Raw genomic sequence first — 23,825 nt, forward strand, 5'->3', positions numbered from 1 at the left:
GAGACGAACGGGTGATGGGCGGGCTCTCCGGTGAGCCGGGCACGGGGACTGCAGCCGCCCTACTGCTTGAGACCTCCTGCGGCCAGTCCGGCCACGATCCGGCGCTGGAAGAGCAGCACCATGACGACCAGCGGCAGCGTCATGATGACTCCCGCCGCCATCTGTGAGCCGAAGGGCGTGTTGAACTGGGAGTCCCCGGTGAACTTCGACAGCAGCACCGTGGCCGGCTGCATGGAGGGGTTGATAATCATCGTGACGGCCACGAGGAACTCGTTCCAGGCGCCGATGAAGATGATGATGGCGGTGGTGAAGATTCCCGGCGCGGCCAGCGGGAGGATGACCTTGCGGAAGGCCTGGCCCGGGGTGCATCCGTCAACCATGGCGGACTGCTCGAGCTCCTGGGGCATCTGCCGGAAGAAGCTCGTCAGGTTCCACACCGCCAGCGGCAGCGAGAAGGACAGATCCGGAACGATCATCGCCTGGTAGGTGTCCGTCCAACCCCAGGCGGCGAAGTTCTTCAGCAGGGGCACGATGATGGCCACGAGCGGGAACATCGAGGTGGCGATGATAAGGAGCATGAGCAAGCCCTTGCCCCGGAAGTCGAGGCGCGCCAGGGCGTAAGCGGTGAAAGTCGCCACCGCCAGCGCCACGATCGTCACGATGATCGAGACGACCAGGGAGTTGATGAGGCCGTTGGCGAAGTCGTTCTTCTCGGAGAAGACCGCCTTGTAGTTCTCGAAGGAGGGGTGGCGGGGCCACCAGCTGTTCTCGAAGATCTCACTGTCGGGGCGCAGGGAGGAGACCAGCATCCAGTAGAAGGGCGCCAGGCAGTAGATGACGATGAGGACGATGCCGACGGTGGAGAAGAGGCTTCCCCAGTCCCTCTTGGTCTTGCGGACAGGTGCGGCGGTGGAGGTGCTCATGCCTGCTGGCTCCTTTCAGTAGCCGTCTGGGAGGCCGGGGTGGAGGAGCCGGAGCGCTTGAAGAAGGCACTGACCGGCAGCTTGCGCTCATTGCGCTTGCGTCGGGCCTCGTCGTTACCACTGATGTCGGTGTTGGTGATCTTCAAGAACGCGACGGCGAAGACGAAGACGTAGAGGAACAGGATGAGGGCGTAGGCCGCGGCGCTGCCGTAGCGCGAGTTGGAGCTCTCGTCCTGGACCAGCATCGAGAGGGTCTCCACGCTGCCCTTCCTGGGGCCGATGAGGATGTAGGGCAGGTCAAACATGCGCAGGGCGTCCAGGGCACGGAAGACCACGGCAACGACGAGCGCGGGCTTGACCAGCGGCAGGGTGATGGAGGTGAAGCGCTTCCAGGCGCTCGCGCCGTCGATCTTGGCGGCCTCGTAGACCTCATCGGGAATGAGCTGGAGCCCGGCCAGGGTGAGCAGCCCGATGTAGGGGGCCGTCTTCCACACGTCGGCGATGATGATTGCCGCCTTGGCGCTCAGGTCCCCCGAGGCCCACATGACGTGCCGGCCCAGGATGGCGTTGGCGACACCGTTCTGGTTGAAGATCCACCCCCACAGGATGGCGGAGACGGCGGTGGGGATCGCCCAGGGCACGAGGATGGAGGCGCGCACGATGCCGCGCCCCTTCATCGCCTTGTGCATGATGAGCGCCATGGCCACGCCCAGAACGGTCTCCAGGACCACGGTGACCACGCCGAAGAGGGTCGTGTTGTAGAAGGCCACCCAGAACCTCTCACCGGCGCTGGAGAAGATGTCGGTGTAGTTCTTCAGTCCCACAAAGGGCTCGGTGGTGGAGAAGAAGCCGTCGTCCTTCAGCCGGGGACGCCCGAAGAGCGACTGGTAGAGGGACTGAGCGATGGGGATGAGGATGACGATCGTCAGCACCAGTACCGTGGGCGAGATGAGCATCCAGGCCAGACGGGCCTGCGCCTTGGAGCTCTTGGACTGGTGATTGACGACTTGCTCGGAGTGCGTCGTGGTACTCATGACTGTCCTTTGACCGTCCTTGTTGACATGACCGATTTGTCTCAGGGGCGCCGCCCGCGGCGGCGGCCGTTGCTGTGGCCTTACCCCTCCAGCTTCTTCAGGTTGCTGCTCAGGCCGGCGATGACGTCCTTGGAGGACCGGCTCCCCGGCTGCTGGATCGCGGGATAGATGTTGTCCTGGATCTTCGCGGTGACGTCGCCGTAGTAGACGGCCTGAGGACGGCTCTTGGCGTTCTCGAGGCTCTTCTTGAGGATCGGCAGGTAGGGGAACTCCTTGAGGAGCTCGGGATCCTCATAGAGGGATCCGAGGATCGGTGCGAGCGTCTGGGTCTTGAGCTGGTAGCGCTGGGACTCCTCGTTGATCCACCACTTGACGAACTTCAAGGCGGTCGCCTTGTTCTTGGAACCCTTGGTGATGGCGCAGTTGTGCCCACCCAGCGTGGAGACGAAGGACTTGCCGTCGATGCTCGGTAGCGGTGCGACGTCGAACTTCTCCGTTCCCAGGGACTCCTTGTTGTTGGCGTACTGGTAGGGCCACTGCCGGTAGAAGAGGAGGTCGCCCGACTCGAAGGCGTTACGTCCGTCCTCCTCCTTCCACTCCAGAGACTCCTTGGGGATGTAGCCCTTGGCGAAGCCGTCGATGAGCCACTGCAGACCGGTGGCCGACTCGGTGGAGTCGAGGATGACCTGGGCGTCGTCGTTGTAGAAGCCACCTCCGGCGGTGTGGATGAACTCCGAGGCGCAGCAGGTCAGGCCCTCATACTTGGCGAACTGACCGCCGAACCCTCCGATGTCCTTGTGGTCGGGCAGGGCCCGGACCTTGTCGATGGCGGCCTTGACCTCATCCCAGGTCTTGGGGACCGCCACACCGGCCTTCGCCAGGAAGTCCTTGCGGTAGTACATCATCGGAGCATCAGTGACGAAGGGGACCGCGAAGAGCTTGTCCTTGTACACGCCCGTCTTCCAGACGGGTTCCAGGATGTCGTCATTCTTGAGCTCGTCCTGGGGCAACTCGACCACCCACCGGTTGGCGGCGAACTCCGAGACCCAGACATTGTCCAGGGAGACGACGTCGTAGGCGTTGGAGTTGATTCTGGCGGCGTTGACGAGAGCGGTGCGCTGCTGGTCGGCCTCGGCGGAGAGCTCGATGAGCTTGACCTCCTCACCGGGATGAGCCTTGTTCCACTCATCGATCCTGGCCTGCACCTTGCCGCCCGAGTTGTCCTTGCCCTGGACCCAGGTGATCGGTCCGGTGCCTTCAAAAGTGACGGGGCCGTCGTCGTCTCCGTGGGAGGTGGCGCAGGCCCCGACGGAGGCCAGTGCCGCAGCCAGGGCCGAGCCCTGGATGAACTGACGACGGGGTAGGGGTGTCATGTGTGTTTCCTCCTTGAAACTGCTGCGGAGCCCACCGGCTCCGTTCCGGAAGGACCCACATCGTCGACGCGCGTCGACTTGGGCATGAGATGCACGTTACACATCTGCAACCGACCGGTCAAACCTAATTCGCGCTTGTCGTCTCAGAATCCTTGAGAGGAACCTCCGAACCGCAGGCTGCCCTCCCACCACCCGCACCCCGCGATCCCCACGAGACCACCGCGTACCGCCTGTGAAAACCTCCACAGCACCGCTCTCCTTCTCTCACCTCAACGGTGCGCCGCCCTGACCGTCGCCTGACACAATGAGGCCGTGAGCTCTCACCCCTCCTCGCCCCAGGCCACCAGCACCAGGCCGCCGCGCTATCCCGGCCACATGGCCGGCGGGGTCTCCAGCACCGAGATCCCCTTCCAGCCCGAGGCGCACTGGTCGGTGCCGTGGCTGCTCGCCGACCGCATCGCCCGCAGCGGCGACCGGCCACTGGTGGCCCGCAAGTCGCCCCTGTCGGGGGACTGGCAGGAGGTCTCGGCCCGAGCCTTCGGCGAGGAGGTGGCCCACGTGGCCGCGGGTCTCATCGGCATGGGGCTGGAAGCGGGCACCGCCGTCGGCATCATGGCGCACACCTCCTACGACTGGTTCCTCCTGGACATGGCCATCGCTCGCGCGGGCCTCATCTCCGTGCCCATCTACGAGACAAGCTCGGCCGAGCAGGTCGAGTGGATCGTCACCGACGCCGACGTGCGTGTGGTCATCACCGAGAGCGGCGCGCTGGCCGAGCTCGTGCGCGGCGCCGTCGCCGATATCGAGCAGCCGGTGAGGGTCCTCGCCCTGGACGCCGACGCGATCACCACCATCGTCCAGGCGGGCTCGGGCGTCAGCCCCTCCCAGGTCGACCAGCGCTCCAACGCCCTCACGGTCGACGACGTCTACTCCATCATCTACACCTCCGGCACCACGGGCCGCCCCAAGGGCGTCGAGCTCACCCACCGCAACGCCGTCGGCATCCCGTATCACGGGGTGCGCTACCTGCCCGGAGTCCTGTGGGGCACCAACGTGCGCCTGCTGCTGTTCCTGCCGCTGGCACACGTCTACGCCCGCTGCCTCCAGCTGCTGTCCCTGGCCGGCGAGGGCGTGCTGGGCCACACCCCCGACGCCAAGACCCTCCTGCCCGACCTGCAGTCCTTCGCTCCCTCCTACATCCTGGCCGTCCCGCGCGTCCTGGAGAAGATCTACAACGCCGCCGACGCCAAGGCCGGCAGCGGCGCCAAGCTCAAGCTGTTCCGTTGGGCCGCCAAGGTCGCCATCGCCTACTCCCGCGCTCTGGACACCCCTCAGGGCCCCTCCCGCGGCCTGCGTCGGGCGCACGCCATGGCCGACCGTCTCGTCTTCCGCAAGATCCGGGGACTCATGGGACCCAATGCCCGTTTCATCATCTCCGGCGGAGGACCGCTGGGGCAGCGCCTGGGGCACTTCTACCGCGGCCTGGGCCTGGCCATCCTGGAGGGCTACGGCCTGACCGAGACCATCGGCCCGGTCAGCGTCAACACAGACTGGCTCAACAAGATCGGCACCGTCGGCCCGCCCGTCTGCGGCAACGAGATCCGCATCGGTGAGGACGAGGAGATCCAGGTCCGCGGTATCGGAGTCTTCTCCACCTACCACAACAACACCTCGGCCACCGCCGAGGCCTTCACCGCCGACGGCTGGTTCCGCACCGGTGACATCGGTGCCCTCGACGAGGACGGCTACCTGCGCATCACCGGACGCAAGAAGGAGCTCATCGTCACCGCCGGAGGCAAGAACGTCGCCCCCGCCCAGCTCGAGGACCGCCTGCGCGGCCACCCGCTCATCAGCCAGGTGCTCGTCATCGGGGACGGGGACCCCTTCATCTCCGCCCTCATCACCCTGGACAAGGAGATGCTCCCCCAGTGGCTGCGCAACCACGGGCTGGCGGCGATGGACGTGGTTGAGGCCTCCTCCCACCCGCAGGTGCTCGCCGCCCTGGACCGGGCCGTGGCGCGCACGAACCGCGCGGTCTCGCGGGCCGAGTCGATCCGTACCTTCCGGGTGCTGGCCACCGACTTCACCGAGGCCAACGGCCTGCTCACCCCGTCGCTGAAGGTCAAGCGCGGCCCGGTCATGGAGGCCCACGCCGACGTCATCGCGGAGATCTACAGCTCCACGCGCAAAGGACCGCAGGAGTAAACGGGAGCAAACCTCGCCGGCGGCCTCGGGCGGGCATACTTGCCACCATGACCGACGCCTCAGTCCGACCGGCCGACCCCAGCCCCTCCGTCTCCTCCGAGGAGCACACCACCGAGCTCCTGGTCCCGGTTCACGACGGCATGACGACGCCCTGGGCGCTGGCCGAGCGCGTGCGCCGCAGCCCCGACGGCGGGCTCATCGCCCGCAAGTCCCCCTTGGGGCGGCGCTGGCGAGAGATGAGCGCCAGCGCCTTCCGCACCCAGGTGCGTGAGGTGGCCGCGGGTCTGGTGGCCCGAGGTCTTCAGCCCGGAGACGCCATCGGCATCATGTCGCACACGTCGTACGAGTGGACGCTTCTGGACTTCGCCGCCTGGGAGGCGGGCCTCGTCGTCGTCCCCGTCTACGAGACCTCCTCAGCCGAGCAGGCCCAGTGGATCCTCACCGACGCCGGCGTCAGGCTCATCGTCGTGGAGAACGAAGCCATGGCCTCCATGGTCGGCGCACTGACCTCCACCGTACCCGAGCTCGAGAGCCTGCAGGTGCTGTGTATCGAGCGCGAGGACGTCCTGGGGCTCATCAAGGCCGGTCGAGGCGTGGATGCCGGCGAGCTCGACCGGCGCAGCGCGGCCCTGACCTCACAGTCCCTGGCCACCATCGTCTACACCTCCGGCACAACTGGCCGCCCCAAGGGCGTCGAGCTCAGCCACGGCAACCTCGTGCACCTGTGCGTCAACGTCTGCCCGCACGTGCCCGAGGTCCTGGGCGGGGCCGAGGTCCGTTTCCTGCTGTTCCTGCCCCTGGCCCACGTACTCGGCCGGTTCGTGGAGATCGCAGTCGTCTGCTCACGCGCGGGCGTACTGGGGCACGTGCCCGACGTGCGTAATCTCCTCAACGACCTGGGCTCCTTCCGGCCCACCGCGGTCCTGGCCGTCCCCCGGGTCTTCGAGAAGATCTATAACGCCGCCGATGCCAAGGCGACCGGCGCCAAGCAGAAGGTCTTCCGCCTGGCGGCCAAGACCGCGATCGCGTACTCCCGGGCCTTGGACACCCCGCAGGGCCCGTCGCGCCGCCTCAAGGCTCAGCGCGCTGCCTTCGACAAGCTGGTCTTCTCCACCCTGCGCTCCGTGCTGGGCGGGCAGGTCACGCACGTGGTCTCCGGAGGCGGGCCTTTGGGCGAGCGCCTGGGTCACTTCTACCGCGGCGCCGGAGTCACCGTCCTGGAGGGCTATGGCCTGACCGAGACCATGGGTCCGTGCAGCGTCAACCTGCCCCAGGTCACCCGGATCGGGACTGTGGGCACCCCGCTACCCGGCTGCTCGCTCCGCCTGGACGACGACGGGGAGATCCTGGTCCGGGGCATCGGCACCTTCACGGGCTACCACAACAACCCCGAGGCCACGGTCGAGGCCTTCACCGATGACGGCTGGCTGCGCACCGGGGACATCGGCTCCTTCGAAGGTACCGAGGGCTTCCTGCGGATCACGGGGCGCAAGAAGGAGCTCATTGTCACCGCCGGTGGGAAGAACGTCGCCCCGGCCCCTCTGGAGGACCGCCTGCGGGGTCATCCGCTGGTCAGCCAGGTACTCGTCGTCGGGGAGAACCGTCCCTGCATCGGTGCGCTCCTCACCCTGGATGCGGAGATGTTGCCTCTATGGCTGTCCTCCCACGGCCTGGAGGAGATGACTGTCGTCGACGCCGCCCGGGACCCACGGGTGCGCGCCGCCCTGGAGAAGGCGGTGGCCCGGGCCAACGAGACGGTCTCACGGGCGGAGTCGATCCGCACCTTCGAGGTGCTGCCCACGGACTTCACCGTGGCCAACGGCTTGCTGACTCCCTCGCTCAAGGTACGCCGCGCCGAGGCGGAGAAGCGCTTCTGGGCCGAGATCGAGGCTCTCTACACGCGTACCCCGCTCATTCCCGGCACCACCGTCTCACCGTCGCAGGACTGAAAGCCGCCGCGAGAGCCCACTGGGCTCGGCCCGCCGGCTGCTCCAGGACCGCGCTTCTGGCTCGCCCGACCTGGACGGCTCTTGTCGCTGCGAGTCACCGGTAGGTCACCTGACCGGACGCCTCCGGCGGTTCCTACAGTTCGGTCTGCTTGGCCCGCTCGGCCTCGTGGTCGTCGCGGATCTCCTCGTGGTGCTGGATGACCTCGGCGACGATGAAGGTGAAGAACTTCTCGGCGAAGATCGGGTCCAGGCCGGACTCCTCAGCCAGTGCCCGCAGACGTGCCACCTGGTGCTGCTCGCGCCCGGGGTCGGCCGGCGGCAGGTCCAGTTGGGCCTTGAGCAGGCCCACTTGCTGAGTGCAGCGGAAGCGCTCAGCCAGGAGATGGACAAGGGCGGCGTCGAGATTGTCGATTGTGGCCCGATAGACGGCCAGCTGAGGGGGGACGCCGCCCTGCTCCTCGCTCATGCGGTCCGGCTCCGCTCCCCCATCTTGCTCGTCGAGCGCAGCGTTCCCGAACCGGACTGGTAGCTGGGCTTGCCGGTACCCCTGACGGCATCGGCGTCGACGACGACGCGCCCGACCTCGGGCAGGGAGGGAACCTCGAACATGGCCTGTCCCAGGACCTCCTCGACGATGGAGGTCAGTCCCCGGGCGCCGGTCTTGCGCTCCAGGGCGAGGGAGGCCACCGCTTCAATGGCGGCATCGGTCAGCTCGAGTTCGACGCCGTCGAGACTGAAGAGGTACTGGTACTGAGAGACCAGAGCGTTCTTGGGCTCGGTCATGACGCGCACGAGCTCACGCACCCCCAGGTCCTGAACCGTGGCGATGACGGGCAGGCGGCCGATGAACTCGGGGATGAGGCCGAACTTGTGAAGGTCCTCGGGGCGCACCGGTGAGGTGAAGACGTCCTGCGATCCCGTGCTACCGGTCAGCTGCGCCCCGAAGCCCACCATCTGGGCCCCGGACTCCTTGCGCTGACGCTGGCGCACGATCTCCTCAATACCGGCGAAAGCGCCCGCGGCGATGAAGAGAATGTTGGTGGTGTCGATCTCCAGGAACTCCTGGTGCGGGTGCTTGCGCCCGCCGCCGGGCGGCACGGAGGCCGTCGTTCCCTCGATGATCTTGAGCAGTGCCTGCTGGACGCCCTCACCCGAGACGTCGCGGGTGATCGACGGGTTCTCCGCCTTGCGACCGATCTTGTCAATCTCGTCGATGTAGATGATGCCCTTCTCAGCGCGCTTGACGTCGCCGTCAGCGGCCTGGATGAGCTTGAGGAGGATGTTCTCCACGTCCTCGCCGACATACCCCGCCTCGGTCAGAGCCGTGGCATCGACGATGGCGAAGGGGACGTCGAGGAGGCGGGCCAGGGTTCGGGCCAGGTGAGTCTTACCGGTTCCGGTGGGCCCCAGCAGAAGGATGTTGGACTTACCCAGCTCCAGGCCGTCCCCCTCGGCCACGGAGCGCTCCTTGACCTGGACGCGCTTGTAGTGGTTGTAGACCGCCACACTCATGGCGCGCTTGGCGGCCTCCTGGCCGATGACGTACTGGTTGAGGAAGTCGAAGATCTCCTGGGGCTTGGGCAGCTCGAGAGGAACTCCGGCGCCTGAGTCGCTCAGCTCCTCGTCGACGATCTCATTGCACAGCTCGATGCACTCGTCGCAGATGTAGACACCGGGCCCGGCGATGAGCTTCTTGACCTGCTTCTGGCTCTTGCCACAGAAGGAGCACTTGAGCAGATCCACACTCTCAGCGTTACGTGCCACAGTTTCCTCCAGGTTCGTCATCGGCCCCCGCAGCCGGGCGGCCCTGCGTCAGCCTACGGGCTCAGACGGCAGGTGCGCCGAGTGCATGGCGGCGTGTCCAGTCCGCAATATGCCACGTTGGGCGCCATGCTGCCAGGGTTTGCTGGACTTATTTCCACCGGCTGCGTGTGCGGCGCTCCCACCGGTCATGGGAGGGAGCGCCACACACGGCCTCAGCACGGCACTGAAGGCCCGGCCTGCATCCCGGCACTCCTCAGGAGGAGTGCGGAGAGGCCGGGGCCTTGCGGGACGTGAGCACCTGGTCCACGATCCCGTACTCCTTGGCGGCGGCAGCCGTGAGAATCTTGTCGCGCTCGAGGTCGGCGTGGATCTTCTCGCGGTCCCGTCCGGTGTGCGCGGCCAGGGTGTCCTCCAACCAGGAGCGCATGCGGTCGATCTCATTGGCGACGATCTCGATGTCGCTGGCCTGGCCCTGCATCCCCTCCATGGCGGGCTGGTGGATGAGGACGCGCGCGTTGGGCAGGGCCAGACGCTTGCCCTCGCTGCCGGCGGCCAGGAGCACGGCGGCGGCGGAGGCCGCCTGCCCCAGGCAGACGGTCTGCACCTGCGGCTTGATGTACTGCATGGTGTCGTAGATGGCCGTCAGCGCCGTGAAGGATCCGCCGGGACTGTTGATGTACATGGTGATGAGACCGTCTGGGTCCTGGGACTCCAGGACCAGGAGCTGGGCCATGATGTCGTCGGCGGAGGCGTCGTCGACCTGGACACCCATGAAGACGATGCGGTCCTCGAAGAGCTTGGCGTAGGGGTCCTGGCGTTTGAAGCCGTAGGCGGTGCGCTCCTCGAACTGGGGCAGCACGTAACGGGCCTGCGGCATGGCACCGGCCTGGCGGGCGATGGCCTCGAAGTAGGGACGGGTCGAGGACATGTCAGTTGTCTCCGTTCTGCTTGCCGATCTCCCGGCTGGAGCGCACGATGTGGTCGACGAATCCGTACTCCAGGGCCTCCTGGGCCGAGAACCAGTGGTCACGGTCGGAGTCAGCAATGATCTCCTCCACCGTGTGCCCGGTGTTGGCTGCGGTGATCTCCGCGAGCTCCTGCTTCATCTTGATGATGAGGTCGGCGTTGATGCGGATGTCAGTGGCCGAGCCCCCGGCACCACCGGAGGGCTGGTGCATGAGCACGCGGGCGTGGGGGGTGAGGTAGCGCTTACCCTTGGCGCCGGCCGACAGCAGGTGCTGCCCCATGGAGGCGGCCAGCCCCGTGGCCACGGTGGCGACGTCGGGCTGGACGTACTGCATGGTGTCGTAGATGGCCATGCCGGCGGTCACCGAGCCGCCGGGGCTGTTGATGTAGAGGTAGATGTCCCGCTCGGGATCCTCGGCGGCCAGCAGCAGCATCTGGGCGCAGATGGCGTTGGCGTTGTCGTCACGCACCTCGGAGCCGAGCCAGATGATGCGCTCCTTGAGGAGGCGGTTGTAGATGGAGTCGGTCAACCCCAGACCCGCGCCTGCGGCGTCGGCTGCCTGGGGAGGGGCGACCGCAGCGGGTGTGTAGAGCTCGCTCACGTCAGTCCTCTCATGGTCGGTGTCACCAACGCTAACGCGACCCCCTCGGCCACCATGCCCGCCGTCGCACCCTTTTCGCCCACGGCGCAGGTGCGACGACCACGGGGCGCATCTCCTCGAGCCTCCTCGCGATCACGGCACCATCCCCGACGGTCAGCACCTCGGCAGATCGCGCCCCTCAGTCTTGTCACCAGTACTGTCTTCCATAACAGCATCATCCGACGCCCGGCACGCCGCCACCTCGGGACGCGCTCGGCCCAGCCCTCACAGCCATACAACCCTCACAGTCCTGTCCACCCAACATCGTAGGAGCACACATGTCCCCCTCGTCCAGCACCCCCTCAACCGAGTCCCTGTTCCGACTCGGCCTCAACGCCGCCCTGCCCATCTCCGAGGAGGCAACCACCTCACGGGTCGTCGTCAACAACGAGATTCTGCGCACCGTCGTCTTCACCTTCGACGCCGGTCAGGTCCTCACCGAGCACTCCTCCCCCAGGGCGGTGATCGTCACGCTCCTGGAGGGCGAGATGGACTTCTCCATCGGCGAGCGCACCGAGCGGATGGGCGCCGGGGACGTCATCTACCTGGCACCCGGTGACCGTCACGCGCTGACGGCCGTGACGCCGTGCCGCATGCAGCTGGTGATGGTCGACGTCGACAAGGCCGCAGCAGCGAACGAGAAGTAGCCCGGGAGCGGGCAACCGCCTACCGATCGGGAGCCGTCCGACTGACGGCCACCACCGCGCGTGATGGGGGCGAGGCGCCGAGCCTTCGCCCCCATCCCGTTTCCTTGTGAGTTCCACTAAGTCGAGCACCTCATCCGGCCGCAGTAAAGACGCCGGCCGACCACGCACCACCTGACGTATCGCGCCCGGTGTCGCGGATCACTCGCTCCCACAGGCGCGAGACGACGGTAAGCCAACTCACCCTTCCTTGTAGGAAAACTAAACCTTCCATCGGATAGGTTGTAGGCGCCCGAGATCTTGACGTGACCCGCTTCCCACACCGTGGCATCGGTGAGGGCGGCGTGGCACCATCGAATTTATCCGACCGATAGCATTGGAGTGTCCGCCTGCCTGACGACACCAAAGCCCTTCGACTCAGGCTTCACTCCGACGCCAGTCAGCCACATTCTTTCACGATTCAATAATCCCGTCCCTGCTAGAACAACACGTCTTTTCCGCTTGCCGCACCACCCAGTAAGGGGCTACTCGTGTTCAGCACGTTCGCACAATTCCATGCATCAGAGAGGACCACTGCATGATCGTCATTACCCTGCTGGTGGGAATCCTATTCTGGATCGGAATTGACATCTGGGCCGGCATCACCTCGAAGTGGTATAAAGCCGTGGAGCTGAATCCGAACATCACCTCGGACGACTTCAGCGTCCTGGTACCGATCTACGGCAACGTCAAGTACTTGCAGAACGCGGATTATCTGCGCCCTTATGGAGATCGAGTAGTCCTGTGCACCACATCTGGTGAGTCCGAGGAGTTCTACCGCGACCTGGAGGACATCGCCATTCGCTACGGGTTCAGAATCTTCCGCAGCAACTACGTCCCACGGAAGGTAGGGCGCAAGCGGAGCACCTCGGGAATCACCCGGGACACGGTTGTCCGCGACGCACTGCTGGCCGCCCCCCTCAACTCCTACATCGTCTGCCTTGACGCCGATACTACGGCGCAGGAGCCGCTGACCCACATCATCGGCGCCCTGGTGGCCAATAAGGCCGACTTCGCCTCGGTCACCATCGTGCCTCAGAAGAAGGGGCCCTTCATCGTCCAGATGCAGCGCCACGAGTACGTGGTCTCGATGCGCGCACGCAGAATCATGCCGTGGCTGCTCAGCGGCGCCCTTCACATCGGCAAGACCGACGTCATGCGCCAGATCATGGCCCGCCACTCACTGTTCTTCCAGGGCAATGACATCGAGTCCGGGATTATCGGAGACGCACTGGGATACAAGGCCGTTCACATTCTTGCCCACGTCAACACCAACGCTCCAGACACCCTGTACTCCTGGTGGCGCCAGCGAATCGCCTGGAGCGGCGGTTCCTTCAGGCTTTTCATCATCAACTTCAGATTCGTCTTCCAGCACCCCTTCCTGTGGCTGTACAGCGGCATCGTGGTCATCAGCATGTTTGTGCTCAGATGGATAGCCGTTGTCAATCCCGGATGGACACTTCTGCTGGCACTGTTCATCTACTACGCCGCTATCGTGTGGCTTCACTGGGACCACGGCAACAAGTGGCTGATCTTCCAGCCCTTCTACTGCCTCTTCGTCAGTCTCATCGTGGTTCCCATCGGGGTCGCCTACTATTTCAAGATGGCGATTCCTGAACGCAATTTCGGAGTCATTCGCCCCAAGCGCAAGGACCTCGTCACAGCGGGCTGATCCTCATCCGGGACACATCCCGGTCAACGCGGCAGAGGTCATCCCGACAACACTCCCCCGCACGGCAACGGGCCCACCTTCCAGAAGAAGAAGGTGGGCCCGTCTGTTCAGCTTGTGAGGCGTCCCGCATGAGCGGGGAACGCGCCTCAGCTCATACGCCGCCGTGGGCTCACTCGGCGTCCTCGCCCTCAGCGGCAACGGCTGCGGCCTGAGCTGCCGCGGCGGCGTCGTCCTCGTCGGAGCCGATGAAGGCGGACAGGTCCACGGTCTCGCCCTTGGAGTCAACCACCGCTGCCTGGCGCAGCGCCATGGCCAGAGACTTGTTGCGAGCGACCTCGGAGACGAAGGCGGGAATCTGCCCGGCCTGCTGAGCACCCTGGAGGAACTGGGCGGGCTCCATGCCGTACTGCTGGGCGGTCTGGAAGAGGAACTCCAGCAGCTCGTCCTGCGCCACACCGACCTTGAGGTCCTCAGCCAGGACATCGAGGATGATCTGGTCGCGCACACCGTTGACGATGTCCTCGCGGATCTCCTTGGCGTGCTCCTCGTCGCCGTCCTTGCCCTCGGCCCGCAGGTGCTGGGCGACCTCGGCCTCGACAACGGCCTCGGGGACGTCGAAGGCGACCTCGCTGCGCAGGTGCTCGAGGAGGGCGTCACGGGCGGCGACCGCCTGCTCGCCGGTCTTGCGCTCGGTGACCTGCTTGACGAGGTCCTCGCGCAGCTCCTCGACGGTGTCGAACTCGGAGGCGAGCTGGGCGAACTCGTCATCGACCTTGGGCAGCTCACGCTGCTTGACGGCAGTGGCGGTCACCGTGACCTCGGCCTGCTCACCGGCGTGCTCCCCGCCGGCCAGCTCGGTGGTGAAGGTGGCGGACTCGTCGGTCTTCAGGCCGCGCAGGGCGGTGTCCAGGCCCTTGAGCATGTTGCCCTTGCCGATCTCGTAGGAGACGCCCGAGATGGAGTCGACCTCCTCGCCGTCGATGACGGCCTTGAGGTCAATGGTGACGAAGTCACCGGTCTTGGCCTTGCGGCCCACGGACTTCAGGGAGCCGAAGCGGGCACGCAGGTTGTCCAGCTCGATGTCGACGTCCTCATCGGTGACCTCGACGGCGTCCACGGTCAGCTTGGCCTTGCTCAGGTCCGGCAGCTCGATGACGGGGCGAACAGTGACCTCGGCGGTGAAGGCCAGCTGACCGCCGTTCTCGCCGGTGGCGTTGGGCAGCTCGACGACATCGACCTCGGGCTGGAGCATGGGGACCCGCTCGGCCTCTGTGATGGCGTCACGGTAGAAGTCGGAAAGCTTGTTGTTGACGGCCTCCTGGATGACGGTCCCACGGCCGACGCGCTGGTCGATGACCCGGTTGGGGACGTGACCGCGGCGGAAGCCGGGGACCTGGATCTGGGAGCCGATCTCCTTGTAGGCGGCATCCAGGCTGGGCTTGAGCTCCTCATAGGGGACCTCAACGGTCAGCTTGATGCGACTGGGGTCAAGATTCTCGACAGTGGTCTTCACGGGGGTTGCTCCCAAGGTCTGAGTTCTGCGGTAACACCGACGCACTCGGAGGCGCTCGGTGGACGCGTGTCTGTGGCGTCAATCCGTGCCATCTTAGGGCAAACGGACAGTGGGATCGACGCTGCGTCCGCACCTGGCGCATGAGTCTGGACACAGGAGATGGCACCGGGCACGGCCGTCGTGGCCGCGGGGCGCATCGGCATACTCACGGGCCATGCATCCGCCTCGACGCGCACCTGAATGCGGTCTGCGCACAGGCCGTCCGACCACGGGACGAGGAGTCGGGCTGGCGGGATTTGAACCCGCGGCCCCCTGCTCCCAAAGCAGGTGCGCTACCAAACTGCGCCACAGCCCGTGACGTGACGAAAGGGACCGCCGAGGAGCGGCCCCTTTCGGCTCACAGAGCGGGTGACGGGAATCGAACCCGCGCAATCTGCTTGGAAGGCAGAGGCTCTACCATTGAGCTACACCCGCATGGATGAAGGGTTTCACCCCTCCACCTGCAGCCTCACTGCTCGATGAGGCCCTCCTTGTAGGCCCGCGCCAGACGGCGAGGGACGGAGATCTCGCGGCCCTGGACGCGGATGGTGTTGAGCTCGGTGAGCTTGGCCTTCCACTGTGAGCGGCGGTTGCGGGTGTTGCTGCGGGACATCTTCCGCTTCGGCACTGCCATGGGCCCGCTCCTCTCTCATGAACCTTGGGGATCGGACGACCCCTCGAAACTGGACCGAGGGACACCATAACGACATCGCCGGGACCGCTTCCAGTCCAGGAGCACCTCAAGGCGTGTGACATCGGTCCCGCGCCCGCCTCGTGCGAGGATCCTGCCATGGCCCCGCACGCCCCTCGCACACCATCGCACCAGCCGTCTCGGGAGCAGTCACCCCCCGGGCTCATCACCCTGGCCCGCGGCGAGCAGCCCGAGATCGACCTGGAGATCAAGAAATCCCACTTCCTGGCACGCGCCTGCCGCACGGACTCCATGGACGAGGCCCGCAGCTTCATCGCGGAGGTGCGCTCCACCTACCCCGACGCGCGCCACCACTGCTCGGCGCTGACGCTCACCGACCTCTCCGACGGACACGCCCTGGCCGCCCCGCCCCCACCCACCGAGCGCTCCAACGACGACGGCGAGCCCTCCGGCACGGCCGGCCAGCCCATGCTCGACGTCCTGAGAGGAACGGGACTGGCCAACACGACCGTCGTCGTCACCCGTTACTTCGGCGGAACGCTCCTGGGTACCGGCGGACTGGTGCGCGCCTACTCCGAGGCGACCGCTCAGGCGCTGCAGGCGGCTGCACGGGTCACCCTGACCCGGCTTCATCTGTGGGACCTGCGGGTTCCGGTGGCCCAGGCCGGCAGGATCGAGGCGGAGCTGCGCTCCCGCAACCCCACCGCAGCATCGGGGCCGACGGCGGAGGGCGGGACGGCCACACCGGCCCCGACCATTCACGTCGAGGAGACGATCTGGGGACCGACCCACGCGGTCCTCGTGCTGGCCACGTCCTGCGCCGACCCTGAGCTCCTGCACGCCCCGCTGGCGGCCCTGACCCGCGGCGAGGGGGCGGCAGAGCCTGCCGGGAGCCGACTGGTCGAGGTCCCTGTGCCCCCGGCCTGAAGCCCAGGGTCGAGAACCCCCTCTCCCCCGGATACGCCTACCAGGCACCCGCGGACTCGGCCGCGCTCACGACCACGATGCGAGCAGATACCGGATGGATGTGGCGATCACCGTCGGATGCGGGGTAGGGTTCCACCAACAGCCGGGGAACCACGCCCCGGATGAGCAGTTCACGCCCGGGTAGGCGCAGCCAGTCGCCGAGAGGAACTAAGGAGGACCCATGATGGTGAAGACCGTCATGTGCACCATGTCCTCGCTCTCCATGCCCATCGCGCCCGCGTGCTGCTGCTGCCGGTGTCGGTAGGGCGCCAGGCCACGACATCTGTGCGCGTACCGCTGCGCGCATGCCCGGCGCTCCCGGAGCAGGCGGTCACCCCTGCTGTTCGAGCCACTCCTCATGACGTGGCCCCCTGACGGACGCGGACCGTCCCACTTCTTTTCTCTTACGAGTCCTCGCGGGCCCGACGTCGCCTCATCACGCGGCACCGCCGGTCGCCATCACCACAGGGCTCACCCAACCCACACTCGAAGGACATCACTATGACGTACGCACCCGACGCAACCGCTCTGGTCGGCAACACTCCCCTGGTCCGCATCAACCGCGTCACCGACGGCGCCCCCGCCACCGTCCTGGCCAAGGTGGAGGCCTTCGAGCCGGCCGCCTCGGTCAAGGACCGCATCGCCCTGTCCATCGTGCGCGCCGCGGAGGCCTCCGGTGACCTCAAGCCCGGTGGCACCATCGTGGAGGCGACCTCCGGGAACACCGGCGTCGGCCTGGCTATGGTGGGAGCGGCCCTGGGGTACAAGGTCATCATCACCATGCCCGAGACCATGTCCAAGGAGCGCCGGGCCATCATGCGCGCCTTCGGTGCGGAGCTGGTGCTGACCACCGAGGGCGGCGTGGCCGGCGCGGTCAAGCGGGCCGAGGAGATCCAGGCCGCGACCCCCAACTCGATCCTCGCCTCCCAGTTCACCAACCCGGCCAACCCCAAGATCCACCGCGAGACCACGGCTCGGGAGATCCTGGAGCAGACCGGGGGCGACATCGACGTCTTCGTGGCCGGTATCGGCACCGGGGGCACGCTGACCGGAGTGGGCCAGGTTCTGCGCCAGGAGAAGCCCGGGGTGAAGATCTACGGCGTCGAGCCCTCCGAGTCCCCGCTGCTGAGCGAGGGCCAGGCCGCTCCCCACAAGATCCAGGGCCTGGGCCCCAACGTGGTTCCCGAGATCCTTGACCAGGGCATCTGGGACGAGCTGCTCCACATCGAGTCCGACGTCGCCATCACCTACGCTCGCCGGGCCGCTGCGGAGGAGGGTCTCCTGGTGGGGATCTCCTCGGGCGCCGCTCTGGCTGCCGCCAGCGAGCTGGCCAGGCGCCCTGAGTTCGAGGGCAAGACCATCGTCACCGTCCTGCCTGACACCGGTGAGCGCTACCTGTCCACGCCCTTGTTCAAGGACTTCCTCGACTGACTCCCCCGACGGCGGCGAACCTGGGAACAGGTGAGCCGCCGTCGGTGTTGTCATCGGCGCAGCGGGCGAGGTGAAGGCTCACCAGCCGACCTGAGCCGCACCGTCACCCATCACAGGAGCACACCATGCACAACTCCCAGCGGTCCCTCCTGGACCTGGCCCGCGAGGACCTGGCCACGGCCCGCAAGCGCGACCCCGCCGCCCGCTCCAGCGTGGAGGTGGCCCTCCTCTACCCGGGTGTCCACGCCCTGTGGGCGCACCGGGCGGCTCACAAGCTGTGGCACAAGGGGCACCGCTTCGCGGCACGCGCCCTGTCTCAAGCGGCCCGCAACTTCACCGGCATCGAGATCCACCCGGCCGCGACGATCGGTGAGCGCTTCTTCATCGACCACGGCATGGGCGTGGTCATCGGTGAGACCGCGGAGGTCGGCAACGACGTCCTGCTGTTCCACGGAGTGACTCTGGGCGGGGTGTCGATGAGTCCGGGCAAGCGCCACCCCACCATCGGTAACAACGTGCAGATCGGCGCCGGCGCCAAGGTCCTGGGGCCGGTCACCGTCGAGGACGGGGCCAAGGTGGGGGCCAACGCGGTCCTGGTGAAGAACCTCCCGCAGGGTCATGTCGCCGTGGGCGTGCCCAGCCGGGCCCGCGACCCCCGCACCGACCCCGAGCTCATGATGGACCCGACCATCTACATCTGAGCCGCCTCACAGCATCCCAGCGGGCACCCGGGGGCCGCCTCACGCCCGTCCCTCGCGTGCTCCTCAAGCACCCGGCTGTGCCCTGGTGCGCCCGGTGGGCGTACCGGGGCACAGCTGTCAGCGGGCGATCACCCCGGCGGCCAGGTCTCGCAGGCGCTTGAAGACCCGACCGCCGGAGGCGCGTGAGCCGTCATGCTCGTACTCGCTGGTGATCCAGGTGCGCAGGCCGGGGATGAGCGCGGCCGTCTCCAGGGAGGTGGTCATCGGCACGAACACGTCGCGAGCGTAGACGGCGGCCGCCCCGGGGGTCGTCGTGGCCTTGAGACGGGCCGGGTCGTAGAGCGCCGGCCACTCGTGCGCGGCCAGGAGGTCGGCCACCTCCAGCCAGGGGCGCAGACCGGCGTCCTCGACGAAGGCCTCACGGCGCACGTGCTCGCCTGTCAGCAGGGTGGGATCGTCGTCGAAGACCGCGGGACGCACCCGCTGCGCGGCCCAGTCGGTGGTGCCGGCGTCGGCCCAGCAGGACTCGTGGATGACGGCGTAGAGCGGGAACCTGCCGCCGAAGGGCAGGCACTGCCCCAGGTCATAGCGGAAGGCCCAGGAGTCGGGGTCGCGCTCCAGGAGGTAGTGGATCGTGTCCGCTCCCCCGGCCCCGCCCAGCAGGGCGCCGAGCGAGCGCAGGCGCTCGGGTCCTACGAAATCCCCTCCCGCCGTCCTCAGCTCACCCCGACCGGCCTTCTCAACCAGGGACGCCATGCGGTCGCGGTCCTGGGGGAAGCGGGTGTAGTACTCCTCGCTCTTGAGGCGCATCGCCTCGTAGCTGAGGGCGTAGACCTCGTCAATGCTGTGCCCGACGGCGGGCAGGCCGCCGGTGATGTAGACCTTCTCCAGGCTCTGGGCGTGCTCGGAGAGGTACCGGGTGACGCAGAACCCTCCGAAGGACTGGCCCAGCAGGCTCCAGCGCTCCAGGCCCAGAGCGCGGCGCAGGTCCTCGCAGTCCTCGACGATCTCATCGGCGCGCAGGTGAGTGAGCAGCCGGGCGGTGTCTGCGGGGGTGCCGGCGGCATCGGGCCGGTCCACCGGGCTGGAGGCTCCGGTGCCGCGCTGGTCGACGAGGATGAGTCGGTGGTGCTCGAGGATCGCACCGATCCAGCCGAGCCCGGAGTCGGCACTGGGGCGGGGTGCCTCGCAGCCCGGCCCGCCCTGAAGGAAGACCAGTGGCGGCCGGGAGACCGGGTCGATGCCCACGGCTGAGATCTCACGGGCGTAGACGGTGATGGACTCCGTACCGTCGGGGGCTGAGTCCCCCTGCCCGCTGCGGTCCAGGGGAACGGTCAGGTGGTGGTCGCGGGTCAGCAGGCCGGCGGTCGAGGAGGACCAGCTCGAGGAGTGCAGGGCGGGCGAGGCGTTCGACATGCTGCCACCTTAGTGGGACCCGGAGGGTCTCCAGCCGGTTTCAGTGGGCCTGACAGGTCGGGCACCAGAAGAGCCGGCGGGAGGCGACCTCCCGCTCCGCCACCGGGGTCCCGCAGCGCAGGCATGGACGGCCGGTGCGGTGGTACACGTACCACCGGCCGGCCTCGGGGTCGTCAGGCGGCAGGGGGGCGGGGACGTCGTCGAGGTCGACGGTGGTGATGAAGCCGGTGGCCACCCCGTACTCCATGAGAGGACGCAGGTCCTCCCAGATGGCCCGCAGCCGCTCCTGGCTGATGCGGTTGCCCGCTCGGAACGGCGAGACCCCGACCCGGAAGAGCGTCTCGGCCCGGTAGATGTTGCCGGCTCCGGAGATGACGGACTGGTCCATGAGCAGCTCCCCGATGCTCTTGCGCCGCGAGCGCGCCTTGGCCACGAAGGCCTCCACGTCGCCGTCAGCGCGCAGCGGGTCCGGGCCGAGGCGACGGCGGACAGCGGCCACGCCCTCGGCGTCCAGCAGCTCGCAGGCCGCCGGTCCGGTCAGGTCGGCCACCCCGTGCTCGCCGAGCAGCCGCAGCCGTACCGCGCCACGCGGCTCGGGAGGCTCCCACTCCTCGGGGGCGGGCCCGTGTGTGGCTGTGCCCTGCCCCTCGGCTTCGAGGCTCCCGCCGTTCAGCCCGGTCAGGGCCGACCCTCCCCCACCTTTGAGGGCGTGCTCGCCACGCTCCCCGACGCGCCGACGCGGCGCCCCGATGGCGTGGGGCGCTGTGAACTCACGGTCGCCGTCGAAGGTCCATGCCCCGTAGAGGCCCAGGTGGATCCGCAGCCAGGTGACGGAGGCGTCGTCGAGGGACATGTCGGCGCGGGGGCCGAAAGGCAGGAAGAGGTGCTTGCCGTGGGCCTGGCTGCCCAGGAGGACCTGACCGTCAAGACGGCTCGCCCCGTCGGCGAAGCGCCCCTGCGGCGAGCGCACGCGCAGGCTCTGACCGCCGTAGAGCTCGTCAAGGGCGGCGGCGAGCCGGTGGATGGTGTGCCCCTCCGGCATGCTCAGGCCCCGGTGGGGGTGCCGGTGGGATCAGCCGCTGGAGCGGGGGCGTCATGAACGCGGCTCTCGTAGTCGGTGAGCTGGGCGATGCGACGCACGTGGCGCTCATCGCCGCTGAAGGGTTCGGCGAGAAAAGCATCGATGATCGCCAGGCCCGCCCCCAGATCGTGCATGCGACCGCCCAGCGCGACGACGTTGGCGTTGTTGTGCTGGCGGGCGAGCCTGGCGGTCTCGATCGACCAGGCCAGGGCGGCACGCACCCCGTCCACCTTGTTGGCGGCGATCTGCTCCCCGTTGCCACTGCCCCCGAGAACAATGCCCAGGCTCCCGGCGTCGGCCACGACGGCCTCCCCGCAAGCCAGGCAGAAGGCGGGGTAGTCGTCATCCGGGTCGTAGGAGTGGGCTCCATGGTCGATGACGGTGTGCCCCTGCTCCCTCAAGTGCGCGCTCACGGCGCTCTTGAGCTCATAACCGGCGTGGTCGGAGGCGATATGGATGCGCATGGGCAGAATTGTGCCTCACGCGAACAGCGCTTCGCACCATGAGGCAACGGGCGCCATCGGGACGCCTGAGAGCAGCGGAGAGGGTTAGCGTGTCCGCTATGACTGACGCCTGCGCGACCTCACCGACTCCCACCGGCCCTGCATCGGACTCACCGGCCCAGCACTCCCAGCCGGCGAGCAGCTCCCCCGCCACCGACGTCATCCTCGCCGGCGTGCTGGAGACGGCGCACACCGACACCTCGGTGCGCCCCCAGGACGACCTGTTCCGTTTCGTCAACGGCCAGTGGCTTGCGACCGCCGAGATCCCGGCGGACCGGCCCAGCAGCGGCGCCTTCACCACCTTGCGCGACGAGGCCGAGGCCGCCTGCCGCCAGATCGTCGAGGAGCTCGCCGAGCAGTTCTCCTGCGTGGCGCCCGAGGGGGCCGCGGAGGTCCTGACCACCAACCGGGGCCGAGTCGGCGCCCTCTACCAGGCCTTCATGGACGAGGCCCATCTGGAGGAGCTCGGAGCCGAGCCGCTGGCTGAGGAGCTGGCACCGGTGCTGGGCGCCTCCTCCAAGGAGGAGCTGGCCCGAGCGCTGGGAGAGATGACGCCCGTCGGCTTCATGGGCGTGGTCGGCGCGGATGTCGAGGTGGACATCAATGACCCGGAGCGCTACACGAGCTGGGTGGGGCAGTCGGGACTGGGGCTGCCGGACGAGTCCTACTACCGGGAGGAGGCTCAGGCCCCGCTGCGCCAGGCCTACGTGGAGCACGTGGCCAGGATGATGGCGCTGGCGGGCCTGACGGACTCCTTCGGCACCTCGGGTGAGGACCTCGCCGAACGGGTCATGGCCGTGGAGACCGCCCTGGCCAAGGGCCACTGGGACCGCGTCACCTGCCGAGACGTGGAGAAGATGAACAACCCGATGTCCTGGCAGCAGATCGTGGACTCGGCCCCAGACCTGCCCTGGGACGAGTGGCGCGAGGGGATCCGTGCGGCCGCCCGGAGCGCCGGCATCGAGCAGACCGCCTTCCTCGAGGAGGCCATCGTCACCCAGCCCGACTACCTCCCCCACGCGGCAGGCGTCTGGCAGAAGACCGACCTGGAGGATCTCAAGGCCTGGGTGGCCTGGCACGTCGTTCACGGACGGGCCAGCCTGCTGTCGGGGGCCTTCGTGGAGGAGAGCTTCGACTTCTACGGCCGCACGCTCCAGGGGACCGACGAGTTGCGGCCCCGCTGGAAGCGCGGCGTCGGCCTGGTGGAGTCCTGCCTGGGTGAGGCACTGGGTGAGATCTACGTGGAGCGGCACTTCCCGCCGTCGCACAAGTCGGCGATGGAGGCCCTGGTGGGCCGGCTCATCGAGGCCTACCACCAGTCCATCTCCTCACTGGAGTGGATGAGTCCAGCCACGCGGGAGCGGGCCCTGGAGAAGCTGGCGCTGTTCACCCCGAAGATCGGCTACCCGGTGCGCTGGCGCGACTACTCCGCCGTCGAGGTCTTCCCCGGGGACGTCCTGGCCTCGGTGCGCAGCGTGGAGCGGGCCGACATGGCCTACTCGCTGAACAAGCTGACCAAGCCGGTGGACCGCGACGAGTGGCACATGACCCCTCAGACGGTCAACGCCTACTACAACCCCACCATGAATGAGATCGTCTTCCCCGCGGCGATCCTTCAGCCTCCCTTCTTCGACCCGCAGGCCGACGACGCTGTGAACTACGCGGGTATCGGCGCTGTCATCGGTCACGAGATCGGCCACGGCTTCGATGACCAGGGCTCGACCTTCGACGGCACCGGAAAGGTCAGCGACTGGTGGACCCAGGAGGACCGGGAGGCCTTCACCGAGCGCACGAGCGCGCTCATCAGCCAGTACGACGCCTACACGCCCGAGGTCGTCGTCGCCAAGCACCGGGAGGCGGGCACGGCGCAGGAGGAGATCCCGCACGTCAACGGCGCTTTGACCATCGGGGAGAACATTGGTGACCTGGGTGGCCTGGGCATCGCCCTCAAGGCCTACTCCCTGGCCCTGGCCGACATCGGCATCCCCTCAGTGGATGAGGCTCCTGTCATCGACGGGCTCACCGGCCTGCAGCGCTTCTTCTACTCCTGGGCACGGATCTGGCGATCCAAGAGCCGTCCGGACTACGCGGAGCTTCTCCTGACCGTCGACCCGCACTCGCCGGCGGAGTTCCGTTGTAACGGAATCGTGCGCAATGTGGATGCCTTCTACAAGGCCTTCGCGGTGGATTCCGACGACGCCTTATGGTTGCCACCAAACGAGCGGGTCTCTATTTGGTAAACGGCCCGGTCGCTCGGATTCAAGCCCCAGGGTCCGAAACTCGTTGCCCCACTTAGAAGAATCCACAACTACT

Annotated in this window: 20 protein-coding genes and 2 tRNA genes; 8 read left to right on the forward strand and 14 right to left on the reverse strand. The window is 67.4% G+C overall.

All coding sequences use genetic code 11. The features are described from left to right. Positions 1–59 precede the first annotated feature (59 nt). From HMPREF9058_RS09295 to HMPREF9058_RS09305, 3 genes are all read right to left on the reverse strand, one after another. Positions 60–923, reverse strand: a complete 864-nt coding sequence (locus tag HMPREF9058_RS09295; RefSeq protein WP_009747947.1) for a carbohydrate ABC transporter permease — start codon at positions 921–923, stop codon at positions 60–62. Next, entirely contained in the window at positions 920–1,957 is a 1,038-nt protein-coding gene (locus tag HMPREF9058_RS09300; protein ID WP_009747866.1) for a carbohydrate ABC transporter permease, read from the reverse strand. The genes HMPREF9058_RS09295 and HMPREF9058_RS09300 overlap by 4 nt, the downstream gene beginning before the upstream one ends. A gap of 80 nt (positions 1,958–2,037) precedes the next feature. Continuing rightward, positions 2,038–3,330, reverse strand: a complete 1,293-nt coding sequence (locus tag HMPREF9058_RS09305) for an ABC transporter substrate-binding protein (protein ID WP_009747793.1) — start codon at positions 3,328–3,330, stop codon at positions 2,038–2,040. A 312-nt stretch (positions 3,331–3,642) separates the two neighbouring features. Between HMPREF9058_RS09305 and HMPREF9058_RS09310 the strand changes: the two genes are divergently transcribed. Next, entirely contained in the window at positions 3,643–5,535 is a 1,893-nt protein-coding gene (locus HMPREF9058_RS09310; protein ID WP_009407295.1) for a long-chain fatty acid--CoA ligase, read from the forward strand. A gap of 47 nt (positions 5,536–5,582) precedes the next feature. Further along, positions 5,583–7,484, forward strand: a complete 1,902-nt coding sequence (locus HMPREF9058_RS09315) for a long-chain fatty acid--CoA ligase (RefSeq protein WP_009407250.1) — start codon at positions 5,583–5,585, stop codon at positions 7,482–7,484. A gap of 133 nt (positions 7,485–7,617) precedes the next feature. On the opposite strand, the gene HMPREF9058_RS09320 is transcribed toward HMPREF9058_RS09315, so the two are convergent. From HMPREF9058_RS09320 to HMPREF9058_RS09335, 4 genes are all read right to left on the reverse strand, one after another. Beyond that, positions 7,618–7,950, reverse strand: a complete 333-nt coding sequence (locus tag HMPREF9058_RS09320; protein WP_009407163.1) for a chorismate mutase — start codon at positions 7,948–7,950, stop codon at positions 7,618–7,620. Next, the gene (gene clpX / locus HMPREF9058_RS09325) at positions 7,947–9,248 is read right to left on the reverse strand and encodes an ATP-dependent Clp protease ATP-binding subunit ClpX (RefSeq protein ID WP_043538119.1); all 1,302 of its coding nucleotides are present in this window, start codon (positions 9,246–9,248) and stop codon (positions 7,947–7,949) included. The genes HMPREF9058_RS09320 and clpX overlap by 4 nt, the downstream gene beginning before the upstream one ends. A gap of 253 nt (positions 9,249–9,501) precedes the next feature. Next, positions 9,502–10,176 (reverse strand): ATP-dependent Clp protease proteolytic subunit, encoded by a 675-nt coding sequence (locus HMPREF9058_RS09330; RefSeq protein WP_003786600.1) that lies wholly within the window; start codon positions 10,174–10,176, stop codon positions 9,502–9,504. Between the two features lies 1 nt (position 10,177). Continuing rightward, a complete protein-coding gene (locus HMPREF9058_RS09335; protein ID WP_003786603.1) occupies positions 10,178–10,816 on the reverse strand; it encodes an ATP-dependent Clp protease proteolytic subunit in 639 nt (212 codons plus the stop codon). Between the two features lie 317 nt (positions 10,817–11,133). On the opposite strand from HMPREF9058_RS09335, the gene HMPREF9058_RS09340 reads away from it, so the two are divergent. Further along, positions 11,134–11,502 carry a cupin domain-containing protein gene (locus HMPREF9058_RS09340; protein WP_009747840.1) on the forward strand — a complete coding sequence of 123 codons (369 nt, stop codon included), beginning with the start codon at positions 11,134–11,136 and terminating at the stop codon, positions 11,500–11,502. 574 nt (positions 11,503–12,076) lie between these two features. After that, positions 12,077–13,210 carry a glycosyltransferase family 2 protein gene (locus HMPREF9058_RS09345; RefSeq protein ID WP_003786607.1) on the forward strand — a complete coding sequence of 378 codons (1,134 nt, stop codon included), beginning with the start codon at positions 12,077–12,079 and terminating at the stop codon, positions 13,208–13,210. A 169-nt stretch (positions 13,211–13,379) separates the two neighbouring features. Here HMPREF9058_RS09345 and tig read toward each other — a convergent pair whose 3' ends face one another. The 4 genes from tig to rpmF all read right to left on the reverse strand — a co-directional run bounded on the left by tig (position 13,380) and on the right by rpmF (position 15,396). After that, complete coding sequence (gene tig, locus HMPREF9058_RS09350) at positions 13,380–14,723, reverse strand: trigger factor (RefSeq protein ID WP_009407279.1); 1,344 nt, start codon at positions 14,721–14,723, stop codon at positions 13,380–13,382. A gap of 281 nt (positions 14,724–15,004) precedes the next feature. Next, positions 15,005–15,078: transfer RNA gene (locus tag HMPREF9058_RS09355), tRNA-Pro, on the reverse strand. A gap of 48 nt (positions 15,079–15,126) precedes the next feature. Next, a tRNA-Gly gene (locus tag HMPREF9058_RS09360) sits at positions 15,127–15,197 on the reverse strand. Positions 15,198–15,231: 34 nt separating this feature from the next. Next, positions 15,232–15,396: a 50S ribosomal protein L32 gene (gene rpmF / locus HMPREF9058_RS09365; protein ID WP_003784449.1), complete on the reverse strand. Its 165-nt coding sequence runs from the start codon at positions 15,394–15,396 to the stop codon at positions 15,232–15,234. 156 nt (positions 15,397–15,552) lie between these two features. Between rpmF and HMPREF9058_RS09370 the strand changes: the two genes are divergently transcribed. The 3 genes from HMPREF9058_RS09370 (at position 15,553) to epsC (ending at position 18,512) form a co-directional block, all read left to right on the forward strand. Beyond that, on the forward strand, positions 15,553–16,341 hold the full coding sequence (locus HMPREF9058_RS09370) for a YigZ family protein (RefSeq protein WP_009747847.1): 789 nt from the start codon (positions 15,553–15,555) through the stop codon (positions 16,339–16,341). A 540-nt stretch (positions 16,342–16,881) separates the two neighbouring features. Continuing rightward, entirely contained in the window at positions 16,882–17,811 is a 930-nt protein-coding gene (gene cysK / locus HMPREF9058_RS09380) for a cysteine synthase A (RefSeq protein ID WP_009747869.1), read from the forward strand. A 125-nt stretch (positions 17,812–17,936) separates the two neighbouring features. Continuing rightward, positions 17,937–18,512 carry a serine O-acetyltransferase EpsC gene (gene epsC / locus HMPREF9058_RS09385; RefSeq protein ID WP_009747725.1) on the forward strand — a complete coding sequence of 192 codons (576 nt, stop codon included), beginning with the start codon at positions 17,937–17,939 and terminating at the stop codon, positions 18,510–18,512. Between the two features lie 117 nt (positions 18,513–18,629). Here epsC and HMPREF9058_RS09390 read toward each other — a convergent pair whose 3' ends face one another. The 3 genes from HMPREF9058_RS09390 to HMPREF9058_RS09400 are packed head-to-tail and all read right to left on the reverse strand — an operon-like array spanning position 18,630 to position 21,473. Then, positions 18,630–19,928 (reverse strand): alpha/beta fold hydrolase, encoded by a 1,299-nt coding sequence (locus HMPREF9058_RS09390; protein ID WP_009406995.1) that lies wholly within the window; start codon positions 19,926–19,928, stop codon positions 18,630–18,632. 40 nt (positions 19,929–19,968) lie between these two features. After that, positions 19,969–20,970 carry an Fpg/Nei family DNA glycosylase gene (locus HMPREF9058_RS09395; protein WP_009747864.1) on the reverse strand — a complete coding sequence of 334 codons (1,002 nt, stop codon included), beginning with the start codon at positions 20,968–20,970 and terminating at the stop codon, positions 19,969–19,971. Positions 20,971–20,972: 2 nt separating this feature from the next. After that, the gene (locus tag HMPREF9058_RS09400) at positions 20,973–21,473 is read right to left on the reverse strand and encodes a ribose-5-phosphate isomerase (protein WP_009407236.1); all 501 of its coding nucleotides are present in this window, start codon (positions 21,471–21,473) and stop codon (positions 20,973–20,975) included. A 98-nt stretch (positions 21,474–21,571) separates the two neighbouring features. Between HMPREF9058_RS09400 and HMPREF9058_RS09405 the strand changes: the two genes are divergently transcribed. Then, positions 21,572–23,752, forward strand: coding sequence for a M13 family metallopeptidase (locus HMPREF9058_RS09405; RefSeq protein ID WP_043538125.1), 2,181 nt, complete (start codon positions 21,572–21,574; stop codon positions 23,750–23,752). Positions 23,753–23,825: the final 73 nt, after the last annotated feature.

The sequence above is a fragment of the Actinomyces sp. oral taxon 175 str. F0384 genome (assembly GCF_000223355.1).
GTDB classification, from domain to species: Bacteria; Actinomycetota; Actinomycetes; order Actinomycetales; family Actinomycetaceae; genus Actinomyces; species Actinomyces oris.